The sequence below is a fragment of the Ectopseudomonas toyotomiensis genome, assembly GCF_017167985.1.
GTDB classification, from domain to species: Bacteria; Pseudomonadota; Gammaproteobacteria; order Pseudomonadales; family Pseudomonadaceae; genus Aquipseudomonas; species Aquipseudomonas toyotomiensis.
Window position 1 is genome coordinate 3474012 of sequence record NZ_CP070505.1, and the last position, 19395, is coordinate 3493406.

At 63.8% G+C, this 19395-nt stretch carries 14 protein-coding genes; 1 reads left to right on the forward strand and 13 read right to left on the reverse strand.

Annotated features, from left to right (window positions below; all coding sequences use genetic code 11):
• Nucleotides 1–63 precede the first annotated feature (63 nt).
• The 13 genes from JWV26_RS15910 to yaaA form a co-directional block, all read right to left on the reverse strand.
• Nucleotides 64–1500, reverse strand: coding sequence for a mannose-1-phosphate guanylyltransferase/mannose-6-phosphate isomerase (locus tag JWV26_RS15910; RefSeq protein ID WP_074913462.1), 1437 nt, complete (start codon nt 1498–1500; stop codon nt 64–66).
• 97 nt (nt 1501–1597) lie between these two features.
• Nucleotides 1598–2248, reverse strand: a complete 651-nt coding sequence (locus JWV26_RS15915) for an alginate O-acetyltransferase AlgF (RefSeq protein ID WP_206417303.1) — start codon at nt 2246–2248, stop codon at nt 1598–1600.
• Nucleotides 2249–2273: 25 nt separating this feature from the next.
• Nucleotides 2274–3407, reverse strand: coding sequence for an alginate O-acetyltransferase (locus JWV26_RS15920; RefSeq protein ID WP_206417304.1), 1134 nt, complete (start codon nt 3405–3407; stop codon nt 2274–2276).
• Between the two features lie 13 nt (nt 3408–3420).
• Nucleotides 3421–4872 (reverse strand): MBOAT family O-acyltransferase, encoded by a 1452-nt coding sequence (locus tag JWV26_RS15925; protein WP_206417305.1) that lies wholly within the window; start codon nt 4870–4872, stop codon nt 3421–3423.
• Nucleotides 4873–4991: 119 nt separating this feature from the next.
• Nucleotides 4992–6065, reverse strand: coding sequence for a mannuronate-specific alginate lyase (locus tag JWV26_RS15930; protein ID WP_206417306.1), 1074 nt, complete (start codon nt 6063–6065; stop codon nt 4992–4994).
• 10 nt (nt 6066–6075) lie between these two features.
• Complete coding sequence (locus JWV26_RS15935) at nt 6076–7506, reverse strand: alginate O-acetyltransferase (RefSeq protein WP_074913459.1); 1431 nt, start codon at nt 7504–7506, stop codon at nt 6076–6078.
• An 11-nt stretch (nt 7507–7517) separates the two neighbouring features.
• Nucleotides 7518–9053, reverse strand: coding sequence for a mannuronan 5-epimerase AlgG (gene algG, locus JWV26_RS15940; RefSeq protein WP_072422985.1), 1536 nt, complete (start codon nt 9051–9053; stop codon nt 7518–7520).
• A gap of 11 nt (nt 9054–9064) precedes the next feature.
• Nucleotides 9065–10504 carry an alginate export family protein gene (locus JWV26_RS15945; protein WP_072423746.1) on the reverse strand — a complete coding sequence of 480 codons (1440 nt, stop codon included), beginning with the start codon at nt 10502–10504 and terminating at the stop codon, nt 9065–9067.
• A 14-nt stretch (nt 10505–10518) separates the two neighbouring features.
• Nucleotides 10519–11895, reverse strand: coding sequence for an alginate biosynthesis TPR repeat lipoprotein AlgK (gene algK / locus JWV26_RS15950; RefSeq protein WP_206417307.1), 1377 nt, complete (start codon nt 11893–11895; stop codon nt 10519–10521).
• 12 nt (nt 11896–11907) lie between these two features.
• Entirely contained in the window at nt 11908–13071 is a 1164-nt protein-coding gene (locus tag JWV26_RS15955; RefSeq protein WP_072422983.1) for an alginate biosynthesis protein Alg44, read from the reverse strand.
• Between the two features lie 26 nt (nt 13072–13097).
• Nucleotides 13098–14579: a glycosyltransferase family 2 protein gene (locus tag JWV26_RS15960; RefSeq protein ID WP_017678170.1), complete on the reverse strand. Its 1482-nt coding sequence runs from the start codon at nt 14577–14579 to the stop codon at nt 13098–13100.
• Between the two features lie 51 nt (nt 14580–14630).
• Nucleotides 14631–15941 (reverse strand): GDP-mannose 6-dehydrogenase, encoded by a 1311-nt coding sequence (algD, locus tag JWV26_RS15965; RefSeq protein ID WP_072422982.1) that lies wholly within the window; start codon nt 15939–15941, stop codon nt 14631–14633.
• Between the two features lie 706 nt (nt 15942–16647).
• Complete coding sequence (yaaA, locus tag JWV26_RS15970; RefSeq protein ID WP_072422981.1) at nt 16648–17427, reverse strand: peroxide stress protein YaaA; 780 nt, start codon at nt 17425–17427, stop codon at nt 16648–16650.
• A 498-nt stretch (nt 17428–17925) separates the two neighbouring features.
• On the opposite strand from yaaA, the gene JWV26_RS15975 reads away from it, so the two are divergent.
• A complete protein-coding gene (locus tag JWV26_RS15975) occupies nt 17926–19317 on the forward strand; it encodes a PhoH family protein (RefSeq protein ID WP_072422980.1) in 1392 nt (463 codons plus the stop codon).
• Nucleotides 19318–19395: the final 78 nt, after the last annotated feature.

The following is a 19395-nucleotide window of genomic DNA, read 5'->3' on the forward strand; positions in this document are numbered from 1 at the left end:
GGACGTAGTCCGGATGCAATCCGGGGCCGATATCGACCCGGACTGCATCCGGCTACGAACAGCTCAGTGTGCGGCGCCGACAGCTACTGCATCGCTACGGCCGTACACGTCTTCCAGACGCTCGATATCGTCTTCGCCGAGGTAGGTGCCGGACTGCACTTCGATGATCTCCAGCGGGATCTTGCCCGGGTTGGAGAGGCGGTGCACCGAGGTCATCGGGATGTAGGTGGACTGGTTCTCGGTGAGTAGGAACTCACGGTCGTCGCAGGTCACCTTGGCCGTGCCGGACACCACGATCCAGTGCTCGGCACGGTGGTGGTGCATCTGCAAGGAGAGCTGCGCGCCCGGTTTGACGGTGATGTGCTTGACCTGGAAGCGGCCACCCATGTCCACCGAGTCGTACGAGCCCCACGGGCGGTACACCTCGCAGTGGTTCTGGGTCTCGCAGCGGCCTTGCGCGTCCAGCTTGCTCACCAGCTTCTTGACGTCCTGTACGCGGTCCTTGTGTGCCACCATCATGGCGTCCTTGGTTTCCACCACGACGATGTCGTCCAGGCCGAGCACCGAGACCAGCTTGCCATTGCCGTGGATCAGGCAGTTGCGGCTGTCCTCGACTACCACGTCGCCCTTGGTGACGTTGCCGGCTTCGTCCTTGTCGTGCACTTCCCAGATCGACGACCAGCTGCCGACATCGTTCCAGCCGGCGGCCAGCGGTACCACGCAGGCGCGGCTGGTCTTCTCCATCACGGCGTAGTCGATGGAGTTGTCCGGGCAGCAGGCGAAGGTGGCCGGGTCGATGGCGATCTGCGTGCCTTCGCGCTTGCTGCGTTCCAGTGCCAGCAGGCAGGTGTCGTAGATATCCACGTCGTGGTGCTTGAGCTCCTCGAGGAAGCGGCTGGCGCGGAACAGGAACATGCCGCTGTTCCAGTAGTAGTCGCCGCTTCTCACGTACTCGGTGGCGCGCTGGGCGTCGGGTTTTTCGACGAAGTTGGCGACGCGCGCCACGCCATCGGGCAGGGTGCCGTCGGCCTGGCCACGGATATAGCCGTAGCCGGTCTCCGGGCGGTCGGCCGGCACACCGAACAGGACCATTTCGCCTTTTTCAGCGGCCACGGTGGCCAGCGCCAGGGCCTGGCGGAAGGCTTGCTGATCGTCCAGTACGTGATCGGCCGGCAGTACCAGCATCAGTTCGTCACGACCTTCGGCGACCAATTGCAGGGCGGCCATGGCCACGGCCGGTGCGGTGTTGCGGCCGAAGGGCTCGAGCAGCAGCATTTGTGCCTGCAGGTCGATCTGCTCCAGTTGCTCGAGGACGATGAAGCGGTGCTCCTGGTTGGCCACCAGCACTGGCGGCTGCATGCCCTCGATGGAGAGGCGCTGCAGGGTCTGCTGGAACAGTGTCTGCTCACCAGTCAGGGCGAGGAATTGCTTGGGATACAGCTTGCGCGAAAGAGGCCAGAGTCGCGAGCCGCTGCCACCGGATAGGATGATGGGGGTCATGGTTGTGTCTCTCCTGAGCGATTGATCAAGTGGTTTGCCCGTGTCGTGTCGGTGCGACGTGTACCCGCCGTTTTCCTTGTTCTAGAAACTCAGTGCCTTAACCGTCGATGGGGCGCTTGACCCACACCGGCGACAACTTGCCCTGACCGCCGGTGACGAACAGGCTGACCACTTCGCCGCGCTCCAGGGTCACCGGCTTGAGGTCGGCGACCTTGCGTTCACCCTCGAACAGCGCCAGGCCGACCTTCACCGGGTTGATCTCGCGGTCGCCACGGCCGTCGGGTTTGACGTCGGCGACCACGGCAGTCTTGCCGTCGGCAGTCTTCAGGCTGAGGGTGCTGTCAGTCAGGTTCTGTACGCGCAACAGGGCTTTCTGCCGGCTGGTGAAGGGCGGCTCTTCCACCAGGCGCGGCTCGGCGCCGGTCTGACTGACCAGGGTGTAGTAACGCGCGGCCTCCAGATCCACCGCCATCTGTGCGTTGCCGACCTGGGCCTGATAGCTGCCGGCCGGGAGGAACTTGAAGTCACTCGAGCCCAGCGGCGAGATCTGCTTGAGCTGGGTCTGGCCGACGCTGACGTCGAGCTCGGCGCTGCTGGCGTTGTAGGCGCGGACGAAGGCCGAGCCCTTGGGCGCCTTGGGTCCGTAGAGGGCGCCGTCATCGGCCTGTGTCTGGAGCATGCCGAGGCCCAGGGCCAGGGCGCAGGCGCCCAGCGTGAAGCGGCGTAGGGTGGTTTGCGTGTTGTTCATCGGATAGTCCTCCTTGGGGGATGAATCAGTGACTGGCAGCGGCCAGCTCCTGGCGCTCGCCGTCGTCTTTGAGTGCGGCGAGCCATTGCGGGTCGAAATCGGTGAAATCGCTGGTCATCGGCAGGTAGCGCTCGGGGAACTCCCAGATCACCAGTTGCGGTGGGTTGTTCTCGAAGTCCTCGCTCTGCAGGTACTTGAGCATCGGCACCAGCGGTCCGCCGCCTTCCTCGGCGTGGTTGGCCAGGTCACGCTGCAGGTGTTCACGCAGGGCCCCGGCGAAGTTCCAGGCGGGGTTGGCGCTGTAGCTGGTGCCGACCAGCGTCACCGGCAGGTCGCTGTCGCCGAACAGGTCGTCGCCGCCACCTTCGGCGGCGTGGGTTTCACGTTGCTGCAGGCGGTCGGCCTGGGGCATCAGGCTTTCGAACAGGGGAGCCAGCGGCAGGAAGCGCGTCAGGTCACCCTGATGCGTGCGGGTTTCCACGGTTTCGGTGATGAACTGCTGTGGCTCGCCCCGCAACTGCATGGCGCTACGCACCACTTCACTCAGCGCCTTGGCAGTGACGTCGGCGCCTTCCGGGGTCCAGTGGGTGTCGGTGCGCAGGAACATCGGTGCTTCGTCCTTGGCTGCCTGCAGCGGTGCGAGCAGGTCCGGTGCGGCGATCCCGGCGTTGCGCACGGCGCGGTGAAAGCGCGGATAGAGGCTGCGCTGCAGAGCGCTGGGGCGATGGCTGCCGGTGTGCTCCGGGTACAGGCGGGTCTTGGCCGGGACGATGGCCAGCAGCAGCTGGATGTCGCGTTCTTCCAGTTGGCGCTGCACGCCACGGATCAGCGCCAGGTTGTCGCGCAGCTGGCTCTGACCGTCGACCACCGGGTCGAACTCCTCGTCCGAGTACAGCCAGCCGTCTTCGCCGATCACCAGGCCGCTACGGCCTTCGCCGAACGCCAGGTATTCCACGGCGGCCCACAGGTTGATACCGGCCTGCTTGAGCGGGAAGTTCTCGTCGTAGTGATGCTCGATGCTCTTGGCCAGGCCGCCGTCGAGCACGCTCGGCTGCGCCGGTATGCTGTAGCCGCCGAGCTTGCTCAGGGCCAGTAGGCTGACCGGCAACAGCAGCAGGGCGAACAGCGCGACATACAGGGTCTTGATGGGGCGATTCATGCTTGGCCTCCGCTCAGAACTGGAAGTAGAGGAAGGGGGAGTAGCTCTGCGCCGAGAGCTTGAGCAGCGAGGCGCAGAACAACAGCAGCAGGGCGCCGCGCAGGGCCACCAGACGCAGGTCGACGGCCTGCAGGGCGACCCCGGCGCTGGCCAGGGTCAGGCCCGGCTCATGGCTGCGGCTGGTGAGGAACTGGCGGGCGCCATTGACGGCGATCACTACCCAGGCCAGCACCAGGGTGACCATCTGCAGCCCGGTGATGTGTGCCAGGGTCAGCTCGCTCAACTGCCAGTCACCGAAGGGCAGCAGCGCGGCGTACATGCGCCCGGCCACCTCCAGGTTCTCGGCGCGGAAGATCACCCAGCCGAGCATCACCAGCAGCAGGGTGAAGGCCCATTTCAGCGGGTTGAACACAATCGGTGCGGCTTTCACGCCGAGCGCCCGCTCAATGGCCAGCCAGGTGCCGTGCCAGGCGCCCCAGATCAGGAAGGTCCAGTTGGCGCCATGCCAGAAGCCGCCCAGCAGCATGGTCAGGAACAGGTTGCGGTAGGTGTTGAAGGTGCCATGGCGATTGCCGCCCAGCGGCACGTACAGGTAGTCACGCAGCCAGGTGGACAGGCTGATGTGCCAGCGCCGCCAGAACTCGGTGATCGATTGACTGATATAGGGCTGGTTGAAGTTCTCCATGAAGCGAAAACCCATCATCAGGCCCAGGCCGATGGCCATGTCGCTGTAGCCGGAGAAGTCGAAATAGAGCTGCGCGGTGTAGGCGATCATGCCCAGCCAGGCATCGCCGGTACTGGGGTTTTCCAGGGCGAAGCAGTGGTCCACCAGCGGCGCCAGGCTGTCGGCGATGAACACCTTCTTGACGAAGCCCTGCATGAAGCGCGTGGCGCCTTCGCTGAACTTGTCGAGGCTGTGCGTGCGGTCGGTGAACTGGTCGGCCAGGTCCTTGTAGCGCAGCACGGGGCCGGCGATCAGCTGCGGGAACAGGGCGATGAAGGCGGCGAAGTTGATCAGGTTGTGCGTCGGTTCGGTGTCGCGGCGGTACACGTCGATCAGGTAGCTGATCGACTGGAAGATGTAGAAGGAGATACCGATCGGCAGGATCACCGCCGTGAGGACGAAGGGCTCCATCCCCATCGATTCGAGCACGGCGTTGATATTGGCCACACCGAAGTTGGCGTACTTGAAGTAGCCCAGCGTGGCCAGGTTGCCGACCACCCCGGCCACCACCCAGCGGCGCGCCGCCTGGGTGCCGGCGTGGGCATGGATGCGCAGGCCGAAGACGTAGTTCCACAGCGTCACGGCAGCGAACAGCAGAAGGAAATCCACCCGCCACCAGGCGTAGAAGGTGTAGCTGCCGATCAGGATCAGCAGATTGCGCCCGCGATTCGGGCACAGATAGTACAGGCCGAGAAAAATCGGCAGGAACAGGAACAAAAAGACGTTGGATGAAAAGACCATCCGTGCTTCTCCGTGAACAGCCGGGGCAGCGCCCCCCTTTCCCCCCGCGAACGGAGGGTTTGTTTTGTTACGTCCCGTAGGAGCCGATTCATCCGCGAAAATCGCGGCTAAAGCCGCTCCTACGGTTTTTCGAATACCTGGGTCACCTCGCCACCGAGGCGGAAGCTGTTGAACGGCCCCATCTCCTGGTTCAGTTCGCGGGTCTCTTCACTGCAGGCGTAGAGGCTGCAGTAGGGCGCCAGCCAGGCGTACTTGAAGTCCTTGCGCAGCTCGCTCATGTCTTGCTTGGCGCCGGTGCGCTGGGCGAACGCAGCCGGGTCGCGCGCGCCTTCCAGCACACGTTCGGCCAGGCGCTGCAGGGCGCCGTGGTTTTCACCGCGCAGGTCGACTTCGTTGGCCTCGGCGAACGCGGCGATCATCGCCAGCGGCGGCAGGGCATAGTTGTGGTAGGCCAGGGCGCGTTGGCTGCGGCGCATTTCGTTGGCCAGGTAGCCTTCGTCGTCGACCTGATTGGCAGCGATGCGGAACTGGCCCACGGACCAGTCGAACAGGTCGCGACGATCACTGATTACCGCCACCGCCATCACCGACCAGGCCGCCCAGTAGCTGTGGTTGTTGATCTTGCGCAGCGGCAGGTCGCTCCATTCGCGCACCGTGTGGTCGGCCAGGCGGGTGAACCAGGCCTCGATGCGTGCGCTCTGCTGCGGGTAGGCCGCCAGCGGCTGCGATTCGGAGAACTTCAGGCGCAGCCAGGCGCCGGCCAGGCTGCCCAGCGCCCATTTGCGCATCGACTTGCCGGTGTGGTTGAACTGCTCGGACTCCAGCGCATCGGCGCTGGCCCAGCGATCCAGCCATTCGATGGCGCATTCCAGGCGCTCCGGCTGACCGGTACGCATGTAACCGGTGATCATTCGCCCGGCTTCCTTTTCCAGGCGGGTGATGTGCGAGGTCTGCTCGCGGAAGTTCTTCTCGGCCTTGCGGTTGAGCGTGGCGCGGGCACTGTCGGAGCCTTCGTACTTGCTGGTGAACTGCAGCTCACCGGTGTACGGCTGCGGCACCGCCGGGCAGATGGGCGCCTTGCCCTCGCGCTGGCCCACGGCGGCGTAGTAACCCGCCGGCGGTTGCAGCGCGGCGAAGGCTGGGCCGCTGAGCAGCAGCGCCATGAGCGTGAGTGGAGCGAGTCGTTTGGGCATGATGGCCTCCTCAGTCGTTCGCGCTGTGCTGCGCGACCTGCTGGTTGGGCCCGCTAGGGCGCTGGCACAGGCTGGCCTGGACTTTCAGGTCGTCGGCGCTGTCCTCGGGCTTCTGGATTTCCAGGGCGAAGAAGTTCTGATCACCCCAGCCCGGTTCGTCGCGCAGTTCCACGGCGAAGCGCCCGTCGGTATCGACGGTATTGGGCTTCTCCAGCTTGAGCTGTTCGCGACGACCGTTGAGGTACCAGATGGTAGCGTCGACGCGCTTGACCGACGGATCGCTGAAACGCAGGTCGAGCTGGTGGCGGTTGCCGCGCAGGGTCAGCAGCTTGTTCTCGCCATTGACCAGTATCTCGTTGCTGCCCGGATGCAGGCGTTTCTCGCTGGCGAGTAGCTCGGTCTGGCCGCTGCAGCCGTTGTTCAGGCTGGCCATCAACTGGCGGTGGATCTTGTCCGAGGCCAGGTCGTAGAGCGGTGAGAATTCCCAGATCAGCACCTTCGGTGGGTCGTTCTGGAAGGCATCGCTGGCCAGGTACTCGATCATCGCCCCTTCCAGGCCACCGCCGGGGAAGGCCGCGTTGAGCACGTCGGTGCCCAGGTATTCTTCGAGGAAGCCGCCGAAGTTGTAGTTCTTGCCGCTGTGGCTGGTGCCGACCAGGGTGATCTTGGGGCTGCTGTCGTCGCCGAACAGCGCGTCGCCATCGCTGGCGTTCTTGGGCTCGGTGACGAACTGGTCGACGTATTGCACCGCATAGCCGGTGCCGCACAGCTGGCTGGCGACGTTCTGCATGGTGCCGGTCTTGCCCATCAGACCGACGCGCTCGGTGACGAACTCCTTGCGCGGAATATCTTCGAAGCCGGGGATACGCTTGACCGTCTCGGCCACCAGGCGTGCGGTGCGCTCGGCACCGTAGGGCGTCCAGTGCTGGTCGCGGCGGAAGTAGAACTCCTTGTCGCTATCCTCGTCGGTCAGCGGCGTCAGATCCGGCACCCAGATACCCAGCTGTTCGAAGCGGGTCAGCGCCTGGCGGTAGTTGCGCAACGCCTTGTCGTAGTCGAAGCGCTGGTAGTCGGCCGGGCGCAGCTTGCTGCGATTGACCAGGCCGCGGGTCGGTTGATAGACCACCACCAGTTCCACGCCGCGCTGCTTGAGGCCGTCGCGCAGTTCCTTGAGGCGCTGGTAGCCGACTTCGCTGGTGCCGAATTCGGTGCGCAGGTCTTCGACACTGCGGAACAGCCAGCCCTCGTCGGCATCCATCAGGGTGACGAAGTTCTTCATGTAGTTGGTGGTGTAACGGCTGGCGTCGTGCGCAGCCGGGCACAGCGAGCAGCAATCTTCCACCTGGTATTGCGGCGCCTGGCGTTCTTCGGCCTGCAGCGCGCTGCCGAATGCGGCGCAAGTCACTGCCAGGGCCAGGGTCTTGAGTGTGTGTGCAGTCATGGGAGGCCTCGTCAGTTGGTCATCGGCTCGGGCTCGATCGGATCGATCAGCACGGGCAGGCGCTGGCGCACCATGAGGTCAAGGATTTCGTCCTGTTTCTCGCCGAGGATGCCAGCGAGCTGGATGCCGCTGCTCTTGCGCGGCGCGAGCATCTTCACGCGGTACAGCTCGACCGACAGCGGCGAGTCGATGTTGATCGGACTGGAGCCGTTACCGGCCAGGGTGCCGCCGACGATGATCATCGAGATCTTGGTGTCGAACGGGTCCAGCTGCAGGTCGCGGTCGGTGTCCGACAGGTCCTTGATGTGGCCGTACACACCGGTCAGCTGGTTCATCGCCGATAGGTTGTCGTAGAGGCGGATGTTCTCGCTGTTGCGGATGCGGATGCCGTGGCGCTGATTGCGCAGCACCTGGTTGCCCCACAGCAGGTTGTCGCCGCTCTCGTACAGGGTGATGCCGTCGGAATGGTTGCCGTGCACGCGGTTGTAGGCGATCAGGTTGCGCTCGCTGTTACGGTCGATGACCACCCCGGAGAGCTTGTTGTCGTAGCTCTCGTTGTTGATGATCCAGCTGTCGTTGACCTCGCGCGAGATGATGATGCCGTGCTTCTTCTTGGTGCCGAAGACCTTGTTCTCGGCGATGATCAGGCCGTGCGAACGGTCGTGCGGGTCGATGCCGTAGACGATGTTGTCGCGGTAGGTGTTGCCCTTGATCACTACGTTCTGCGCTTCGTAGCAGTAGAAGCCGTACCAGTGGTCGACGAACTCGGAATCGATCAGCCAGCCGGTCGGCTCCTCGCGTTGCAGACGCTCGTGCATGTTCGGCGTGTACTGGGTGATCGACACGCCGTAGGACTTGGAGTTGTCGTAGCCCAGGCTGGTCAGCACGCTGCTGGCGATATACAGCTCGCTGCCGCCCCAGGAAACCAGGAACGGGCGGAACTCCTTGCCGTTGTCGCGCATGCTCGCCGGGCCGTTATCGGCCTCACGCCAGGCGGTGACGCGGGTGTCGGTGAGGAACATCAGGCCATCGTTGACCAGAAACGAGCCGCGCTCCTGCGACAGGCGCAGTTCGCGGGTTTCCTTGCCGACGTGCAGCGCCGCGCCTTCGGCGACGACGATGGGCAGGCGGGCGAGGTACACGCCCGGTTCCTGTTCGGCGAACTGGCTGTCGGGCAGCGCCTTGGCGATGTCCTGGGCGGTGACCAGGCCACCTTCGATGAAGATCGCCTGGGGCATGCCTTGCTGGCGCTTGATCCATTCGCGCAGGCGTTCGTTGCCGCCGGTGAAGTCCTTCAGCGCGTCCTGGCGCAGCATGCGCCGCACCACCACCTGGCCGCGTTTCTCACGCGGAATCTTGGCCAGCACGGCCTCCTTGGTGTAGCCGGACAGATCCGGCAGCGTGGGTGCTTCCATATGCAGTTCGTCCGCCGGTGCGCTACGCACGCGGTAGTCGAACTGGTGCTGCGTCGGGTTGGCCTGGGCCAGGGGCACTGTGAGACACAGCGCGCCGAGCAGCAGGGGTAGGGCTAAGCCGTTGGGTTGCATGATCCGATCCCTCAGAAGCGCCAGATGAAGTCGACGAAGGCGCGGTGCATCACCGAGTCGGTGCCGCTGCCGTAGGCGTCGCCCGGCAGGAACACGCCAGCGCGCAGGCGTACCAGGGCCGAACGGTCTTCCAGTTGTTCGGCGACGGTGGCCGGCAGCAGGCCCTGCTTGAAGTAGCGGGTCAGCACCAGGTCGACTTCCTGGCCGATATCTTTCTCGCCGGCCACCAGCGGTGCAGTGATGCCGCTGTCGCCAACGTCCTGGTCGCCATCGACGCGCCAGAAGCGGTGATAGACGACGCTGGCGTCGTAGTCCTGGCCCAGCTGCCAGGAGCTGAAGGCACTGGCCACCTGCAGGTTGGAGAGCTCGCCGCGGAAGGCTTCGCCGTAGCGGTGCAGGCGTGATTCGACGCCGGTGAAGTTGGCGCGGTTGCTGTGCAGGCCGGTCTGCATGAACTGGCGCGACTTGCCTTCGTCGCCACCGCCGCTGCCACGGGCATAGGCGGCGCCGATCTTCCAGTTGTCATCGAGGCTGTAGCGCAGGCCCAGGTCCATGGCCCAGGCGTCGACGTCCTGGCTGCGCGAACCGGTGGCGATGCGGTCGCTGCCGACCACTTGCTGCTGCAACTGATCGGTATCACCCTGCAGCCAGGTCAGCTGCGCCCAGTAATTGAGACGGTTGCGCGAATTGCGCTCGAAGAAGCCGCCGTCGGCGTGCAGGCCGAACCAGGTCAGGTCACCGGTGTAGCGCTTGCTCAGCTCGTCGACACGCTCGCCGGGATTGGCCAGGCGGCCGTCGTCGCGGCTGTGATGCAGCTTGGCGCCGATGCGGTGGCCGGGCGTCCACTGGTAGTCGAGGCCGGCGAAGAAGTGGCGACGGTCTTCGTCTTCGGGGGCCAGGTCATCGAGGTCGGTGCGGTAGTCGGAGAAGCGCTCGGCGACGCCGACGTTGGCTTGCAGCAGGGTGGTATCGAAGCGCCAGTTGACCGCCTCGATGTTGGTGTCCCACCAGGTGCCTTCGTTGCTGCGCAGGCGCTGACGGCCGACGCGCAGGTGCTCGCCGGGGTAGGCGGTGAGGCCGGCGTAGTCGACCCAGAATTCGCGCATGGCCAGATAGCTTTTGTCCGGCTGGCGGGCGTCGCTGCGCTGCGTGCTGTCTTCACCGTCGTCCTGCAGCGGGTCGGTTTCGATGGTGTCGGTGGCGGTCACTGCCTGGCCCATGGCGAAGGCGCTCCAGTTGCCGCGTTCGCCGTAGGCCCAGGGGCGCAGGTCGAGACCGATACCGCTGACGTCGCCACCCTCGCGGGTGCCGAGGTCGCGGTCGTCTTCCGATTGCGCGGTGATCTTCACATCCAGGCCGAAATTCTTCGGTGCATCCGTCGCCCAGGCAGCACTGGCTGCCAGCAGGCTGGCGCTCAGCCCCAATTGGCTGACGATACGGTTTAGCTGCATGCGTGCATCCTTGTTCATGGCTGGCTGGCCTGTAGGGCGGCCTGCTGCTGCAGGACGATGCCGCGGGCATCGCGCTCCTCGCGCAGCAGGCGTTGGCCTTCGGCCAGTTGTGCCGGGGTCAGGCTCTCGGCCACCTCGTGCGCCAGCTCGAAGGTCGGCGGCGTGTTGCGCGGCAGGGCCAGTTGGCTGAATACATAGGCGTTGACCGGGTTGGGCTTGACCCCGCGCCCCTGGCTGAACATCTGCGCCAGGGCGAAGTCGGCGCTGAGCTGGCCGGCGCGCGCAGCGCTGAGCAGGTGGTCGAGCGCCTGCTGGGCATAGACCTCGCCGAGGTAGCCACGCAGGTAAATCTGCCCCAGGTAGTAATTGGCGCTGGGTTCGCTGGGCGCGGCCTTGCGCAGGTGTTCTTCGGCCTTCTTCGGCTGCTGCGGCAGCAGCTTGCCTTCGTAGTACAGGCGGCCGAGCAGCAGCTCGGCACGTGGCAGGGCAGCTTCGCGGCCCTTCTCCAGATAGCCGAGCAGGGTGTCGATATCGCCTTGCCCCGGATAGTCGTAAAGCAGGCGCGCCAGGCTGACCCAGGCGGCCGGATAATTCGGTGCGATCGCCTCGAGCAGGTCCTGTGCCTGCTGCGGCTGCGGCTGGCCGACCTCAGGGTCGCTGAGGACTTGAGCCACGGACTCGACCTGGTTGGGTGAAACATTGCCGGCGCGGTAGCCCGCGAGCAGTTGGTCGATCAGCGCCTGACGGTCGTCTTCGCGGTTCTGCTTCTGGTACACGGTGGCCAGTTCGGCGTAGCAGGCGTCGTTGCTGGCCAGGCGCGCCTGGCAGATGCGCTCGATCTCGCCGAGGTGCTGGTCGTAGGTGCCATCGGTGCGATACAGAAGGATCTGCGCCAGTTCCGCCTGCGGCAGACCCTGCTGGCGCCAGTCCTGGATACGTTGCGCGATGTTCATGGCGGGAAAGTCCTGTGGATAGAACAGGTAGAGTTCGGTCAGCGGCAGCAGCGCGCTTGGCTCGCGAGCCTGGGCTGCGCTTTCCAGCAGTTCGGCGGCCTCGCGGCGCTCGGCCAGGGTGCTGCCGGGCTTGCGCGCCAGCAGCTTGCCGAGGCGCGCGTTGGCGCGTGGCGAACCATCCTGAGCCTGGCGGTAGATGCGCTCGGCCTCATCCAGATCCTGGGTCTGGCCGCCGGCTGCGTAGATGTCGGCCAGGCCGATCTGCGCGTCGCTGTAGCCCATCTCGGCGAGCTGGCGGAAATGCCATTCGGCAGTCTGCTGGTCGCCGCTCTGCAGGGCTTCGCGGGCCAGACGCTCATCCGGCAGGCCGGCGCAGCCGGCCAGCGTGGCGCTGACGGCGAGGCCGAGCAGGGCGGGACGAAGAAGGGGCATGCTCACGGCGTGACCTCCTTAGCGACCTGCCGCGACGGCGCGGTCGACCAGCCAGCCCAGCGACGGACCACGGTCGATGACCACGTCCACCGGCTGGCCGGCGAGGCTGGCCGGCAGGGTGTCCTGCGGCTTGATCACCACGCGGATGTCCGAGCTCAGGCCGCCGTCATGCAGGGCGCTGCTGACGATCTCGCCGTGACGCGCCTGGTCTTCGCCGGCCACCTTGAAGGTTACTGGCGTGCCGGGGCGCGCCTGTTCCAGATGGCGGTAGGGGAAGCTGGCGCTGACGGTGGCGATGCCGTCCTGCGGTACCAGTTCGAAGATCACGTCGCCCTTGCTGGCGAACTGACCGTCGGCCACCAATTGGCGAGAGATCTTGCAGTTGCACGGACTGGTCAGGGTACCCTGCATCTCGCGGGCGAATAGCGCTTCGATCTGGCTCGGTTCGAGCTGGTCCTCACCCAGGTGACCCTTGAGCATTTCCAGCATGCTGGTGGTGAAGGTGGCGATTGGCGCGCCTTTCTCGACGATGCCATCTTGCTGCGCCAGGCTCTGCACGCTGCCTTCACGCGGCATGGTCACCTGCAGCGCCGGCAGGCTGATCTGCGCCGACTGTGCGTGGGTGACGAAGTACAGGCCGTATATCGACTTGCCGATGTAGCCGAAGGCGGCCAGACCGATGAGGAAGATCGCGCCGCTGAAGGTCACGGCGCGCAGGCGGCCGAACATACCCATGCCACCGCCTGCGCCGTTCTTGCGCGCCTTGGTGAAGTTGTCGCGCTGGAGGATGTGCAGCACCTCGCCGACATTGACCAGTTCACCAGCCAGATGCGCGCTGATCAGGTGGCGCAGGGCGGCGGCTTCCCGAGCACCAAGGCCGTGGAACTGGCAGCCGACGCGGTTGTGCTCCGGCTGTACCGAGTTGACCTGAAACTCCACGTCCAGGCCCAGCACCAGGCTGTCGAGCTGGAACTGCAACTGGCCGCGATGGAAATCGCCGACCTTGTGCGTGGTCTTTTCGTTGGTGAAGCTGAAACCGCCGGCAGAGACATCCTGCAGGCGTGCGTCGATGCGTTCGCCCTTGGCATTGGTGAAGCGCAAGCGCCCTGGCAGCTTGACGCGGGCATGCTGGCGCTGGGCCTCGGACTCATGGACGACGTTGTGATTGGCGACGGAGTTCATGGTGGCTAATTCCTATTCGAGTACGGTCACACCAGCGCCAGCAGCGCGGCGATGAAGACACAGGAGGCAGAGAAGGTCATGGCACGCGACGACCAGCTGTTGAACCAGTTGGCGAAGCTGGACAGGCCGCGGTTGAGCTTGGTGTTCTGGCGCGTCCAGGATTGCTGGTCGAGACGGAAGAACACGTAGATCTTCACCATCGCGCCAACGATCTGGTTGTAATAGAGCAGCGCCGGGTAGGCCGGACCGATGCGGTGGCCGGAGAGCATCAGCAGCAGCGTGAGGATCAGCCGCGTGCTACCGATCCACAGCAGATAGATCAGCAGGTACATCAGGCTGTACTTGATGCTGGCGATGATCGCCACGCACAGGCCCAGCAGGCAGGTCCACATCGACACGCGCTGGTCGAACAGCACCAGGCTGGTGAAGGCGCCGAGGCGACCCATGCCCAGGCGCAGGGCGCGCGAGTTTTGCCGCAGGTTGTTGCCGTACCAGCGGAACATCAGCTTGCGGCTGGCCTTGATGAAGCTCTTCTCCGGCGGGTGCTCAACCGTGTTGATCGCCGCGTCCGGCACGTAGAAGGTGTCGTAACCCAGGCGCATCAGGCTGTACCAGCTGGATTTGTCGTCACCGGTGAGGAACTGGAAGCGCCCCAGGCGCCAGTGCTCCAGGTGATCACTTTCCACGTCGCGGATGAACTCGGGGTCGGTCACCACGCTGGCGCGGAACACCGACATGCGCCCGGTCATGGTCAGCACCCGTTTGGAGAGGGCCATCGAGCACATGTTGAGGTGGCGCTGAGCGAAGCGCAGCTTGTGCCACTCGCTCATCAGGTAGCTGCCGCGTACCTCGCAGAACTCGTTGGTGGTCAGCCCGCCGACGTTGGGGAAGAGCTTGAACCAGGGCACGCATTTACGGACCACTTCAGGCTCAAGCACGGTGTCGCCGTCGATCACCGCCACCACCGCATCACGGTCCGGCATCTGCCGGGAAATGGCGCGAAAACCATAGGCCAGGCCATCACGCTTGCCGGTGCCGGGGATGCGCACGATGTCCAGGGTGACATGCGCCGGCGGCTCGGCCTGAGCCCAGAGGTTCTTGATCAGCAGCTCGTCGGAGAGTTCGACGATCGAGCACACCACGGTGCACGGATAGCCGCAGTCGATGGCTTCGCGAATCACCGAGCGGTAGACCATGGCGGTGGTCAGCGCCTCGATGCGGAAGCTGGTGACCAGCAGGAACACATGAGAGGGGTCGGCGTCCTTGCCGAGTTTTGTAACCTTGCGGCGATACCAGGGGTAGACCAGGTAAAGGAACAGGCAGCCGCGCACGAAGTGCATGGCGCCCATGGAATAGCGCCAGATGCCGACGATGCCGATGAGCAGGATGAAATCCCGCGCTTCGGGGTCGAACACCGTGCGTGGCAGGGCCAGTGCCAGCAGCATCAGCAGGCTGAGATAGAGCATCCAGCCGCTGGCTTGGTTGAGGCCGTTCTTGAGCTTGTCCATATGCGTCTCCGAGTACCTGCACGCGCGGGGCGCGCAGGTACGTTCGGGTCCTTACCAGCAGATGCCTTCGGCCACGCCATTGCTGGCGTGGGGCATGAAACCGACCAGATCGATCACCCGCTTGCCGCTTGGCGCCTGCTCGGCCAGCTTGGCGAAACGCTCGTCACTGTTGCCCAGGACGATGATGTCGGCCTTGGCCACCACGTCGTCCAGGTCACTGTTGAGCAGCGAGGAGACGTGCGGGATCTTCGACTCGATGTACTCCTTGTTGGCGCCGTGCACGCGCGCGTACTCGACGTTGCGGTCGTAGATGCTCAGGTCGAAACCCTTGCCGATGAGCATTTCCGCCAGCTCCACCTGCGGGCTTTCGCGCAGGTCATCGGTACCGGCCTTGAAGCTCAGGCCGAGCAGGGCGACCTTGCGCGAGTCGTGGCTGGCGATGATGTCGAAGGCCTTCTGCACCTGGGCGGCGTTGCTGCGCATCAGCGAACCGATCAGCGGCGCTTCCACGTCCAGGCTGCCGGCGCGGTAGTTCAGCGCGCGCACGTCCTTGGGCAGGCAGGAGCCGCCGAAGGCGAAGCCGGGCTTCATGTAGTACTTGGAGAGGTTGAGCTTGTGATCCTGGCAGACCACATCCATCACTTCGCGGCCATCGACGCCGACTGCCTTGGCGATGTTGCCGATCTCGTTGGCGAAGGTGACCTTGGCCGCGTGCCAGACGTTGCAGGTGTACTTGATCATCTCGGCGACTTCGATGTCCTTGCGGATGATCGGGGCGTCGAGTTCTTCGTAGATGCTGGCCAGCAGGTCGCCGGAGGCGGTGTCCAGCTCACCGATGACGGTCATCGGCGGGAAGTCGTAGTCCTTGATCGCGGTGCTTTCACGCAGAAACTCGGGGTTCACCGCCAGGCCGAAATCGACACCGGCCTTCTTGCCCGAGCAGTCCTCGAGGATCGGCAGTACGACGTTCTTGGCAGTGCCCGGCAGCACAGTGCTGCGTACCACCACGGTGTGGCGCTCGTTCTTGTCGCGCATGGCCATGCCGATCTCGCGGCACACGCCTTCGATGTAGTTCAGCTCCAGGTCGCCGTTCTTCTTGCTCGGCGTGCCGACGCAGATGAACGACACATCACTTTCCAGAACGGCAGCGGCGACGTCGGTGGTGCCGCGCAGGCGACCCTGACGCAGACCCTGTTGCAGCAGTTCTTCCAGACCCGGTTCAACGATGGGCGATTTGCCGTTGTTGATCAGGTCGATCTTGTTCGCGGAGATATCCACGCCAATCACGTCGTGACCGCGTGCCGACAAACAGCCGGCACAAACGGCACCTACATAACCCAAACCGAAGATACTGATTCGCATGGTATTCACCTCGTCCGTTCGATGCAGTTTCAAATACTGGCCTTATGGCCAAAACTAGTCCGTGAACTTGCTGCTTTAATACGAGCAAGTTCATTCAGGCATAAATAGAGTGGGGCGCCGGAAGTGGCACCAAATGTGGGCCTTTATATTGAAAGGTGGCCCTTTGATGTTGTCGCTGCCGCCTCGCTTGAGACCTCTATCTCGGTACTGTGACGGGTTGCTATATCTCCCTTTGACATACACGAACTTTTCTTCGGGTGAAGCTGTCCAGCGAAAGTTAATTCGCTATCTGGCAGTTTCAAGTGATCAGAAAGTTATGTATTGAAATGTGTTACGGGCTGTATGAGTAGCGGCCCTTTCGGATAGTTCCTACCGTTCGTCCTGAAGCTGAACCGAAGCTGAACGGCTAATTTGATTGCAATATAATGGCAAGTTGCAAAATGCATGATGGCAATATGTCCATTAATGCGCTCGAAACTATCCGATAACTTAACGGGGCAATAAGTTCTGTGGAAAGTGCGCTCGCGCTGAAACTGTGATGCCAAACAGGTTTTGAGAATCAAACGCAACGGCGAGGGAATTTTTGTCAGGCGCAGCGCTCAGGGTGCAACGAAGCGGCAGGGCGGGGAAGGCGGGGATCGACAAGCGCAGTGGCCGAACCCATGCAGCAGCCGATGAGCGGTGCATGGGGTTGGCCGGTGTAGGGTCAGTCTTGCGGCTGGTCGCGCAGGAAAACCAGGCTGTCGGCCTTGGAATGCTCGGCCGAATAACGGTAGCCCTGATAGTTGAAGTCCTTCAGGCCCTCGGGGTTGGTCAGGCGCTCCTTGATCACGTAGCGCGCCATCAGGCCACGGGCCTTCTTGGCGTAGAAGCTGATGATCTTGTACTGGCCGTTCTTCAGGTCCTTGAACTCGGTATCGATGAGGCGTGCGTTCAGCGCCTTGCGCTTGACCGCGCCGAAGTACTCATTGGAGGCCAGGTTGAGCAGCACGTCGTCGCCCTGGGCGGCCAGCGCTTCGTTCAGCCAGCCGCTGATGCGTTCGCCCCAGAAGGCATACAGGTCCTTGCCGCGCACGTTAGCCAGCTTGGTGCCCATTTCCAGGCGATAGGCCTGCATCAGGTCCAGCGGGCGCAGCACACCGTAAAGGCCGGAGAGCATGCGCAGGTGAGTCTGGGCGAAGTCGAAATCTTCTTCGGAGAAATCCTCGGCGTTCAGCCCGGTGTACACGTCGCCCTTGAATGCCAGCAGCGCCTGCTTGGCGTTGGACGGATTGAACGGTCGCTCCCAGCTGCCGAAACGTGCGGCATTGAGGCCGGCGAGCTTGTCCGACAGGCCCATCAGCTCGGCGATCTGCGCCGGGCTGAAGTCGCGCAGCTGGGCGATCAGCTCCTGGGCGTGGTCGAGGTGTTCGGGTTGGGTGAAGCGCGGGGTGGCAGGCGGCGTCTCGTAGTCGAGGGTCTTGGCCGGTGAAATCACCATCAGCATGTGCGGAGTCTCCAGAAAGCGTGACGGCGATTCTAGAGGTCAGGGGACGGCAAGACCACCTATCGGGGTGATTGAGAAGAACCGCTGCGCGGCTGTTGTAGGCGCGAGCTTTGCTCGCGAAGCGGTTGCCAGCAATGAGCAGGGGCGAAGCGTTACTTGCACCTGATTGGCGCGGCATGCTGCAAGTGGGAGCGGGTAAGGGAGGCGAGTTACAGCAGGTAGGACTTCGGACTTTAACGGGGTGCTGGCGGCTCGCCAAGCACTATCTGTCGCCTCTGCAAATAAACCTGTGTGGCGATAAAAAAACGTTTTTCTGTCATGTGAATTGGAGTAATAAAAAAGCAAGACCGCCGAAACCTGCAGACAGGTGGCGGCCATTGGCCCTCACCTTGCTTGCCACCTTTCGGCCCCGACCTGAAAAAAGTCGGCGGTCTCTGTCCGGCGCAGCACCGCACCTGGTATTGCGTCGCCTGGCTACTACAAGAAGGTGACCGACGTATGGATGACCACGGACGCTCCAAGCCCACCGCTCCAACCCTCTACGCTCTCGACACCAACGTCCTGATTCACGATCCCAACGCCTTGCTCAACTTCGAAGAACACCACGTCGCGATCCCGATGACGGTGTTGGAGGAACTCGACAAACTGAAATCCGGCAAGCACGGCGTCGCCGCCGAATGTCGCCAGGCCATCCGCCTGATCGATCAGATTCTCGCCGGGGCGGAGCCCGAGGACGTCGAGTACGGGGTACCCATCCAGCGCGGCAAGAGCGGCCCCTGCGGTCGTCTTTCCATCCTTATGAGTAAAAGTGCGGCGCCGGTGACCTGGCTGCCGGAAAACCTCAACGACAACAAGATCATCAACCAGTTGGTGGAGCTGAAGACCCGCAACCCCGGCCTGTCCGTGGTGCTGGTGACCAAGGACATCAACATGCGCCTGAAGGCGCGCGCCTGCGGGATCGACGCCGAGGACTACCACACCGACCAACTGGTCGATGACGTCTCGCTGCTGTCGAAGGGTTATCACGACATGCCTGGCTCGTTCTGGGACCGGGTGAGCAAGGTCGACACCCGTCAGGACCACGGGCGCACCTGGCATCGCGTGCAACTCATCGACAACCTGCCGGCGGTTCACGTCAATGAGTTCATCCTCGATGAACAGGGTTTCGTCGGCTGGATCAAGGCGATCAAGGGCGACGAGCTGGTGATCCTCGACATGCATCAGGAGCCGCTGCTGCACCAGGAAGCCTGGGGCCTGAAACCGCGCGACATCCATCAGGCGCTGGCGCTGTTCGCCTTGCTCGACCCGGACATCCACCTGGTCAACCTGTCCGGCGCCGCCGGCTCCGGCAAGACCATCCTGGCGCTGGCCGCGGCTATCGAGCAGACCATGGTCAGCAAGCGCTACCGGCGCATCATCGCCACCCGCAGCGTGCAGGGGCTGGATCAGGAGATCGGCTTTCTGCCCGGCACCGAGGCGGAGAAGATGGAGCCCTGGCTCGGCGCGATTACCGACAACCTCGAGGCGCTGCATATGGAGGACGAGAGCACTCACGGCAGCGTCGACTACATCCTGCAGAAGGTGCCGCTGCAGTTCAAATCCCTCAACTACATCCGCGGGCGCAGCTTCCAGCAGAGCCTTATCCTCATCGACGAATGCCAGAACCTCACCCCGCACCAGATGAAGACCATCATCACCCGTGCCGGCAACGGCTCGAAGGTGGTGTGTCTGGGCAACCTGGCGCAGATCGACACCCCCTACCTGTCAGCGCCCAGCTCGGGCCTGACCTACCTCACCGAACGCTTCAAGGACTTCCCGCACGGCGTGCACATCACCCTGCAAGGCGTACCGCGCTCGATCCTTGCGGAGTACGCGGAAACCCATATGTAACCCTCGGGCTGTGAAACACCCGCGCCCCTGTTCGCAAGAGCAGGGGCGTTTTAGTCTGCATTAACGAATCGCCACAAG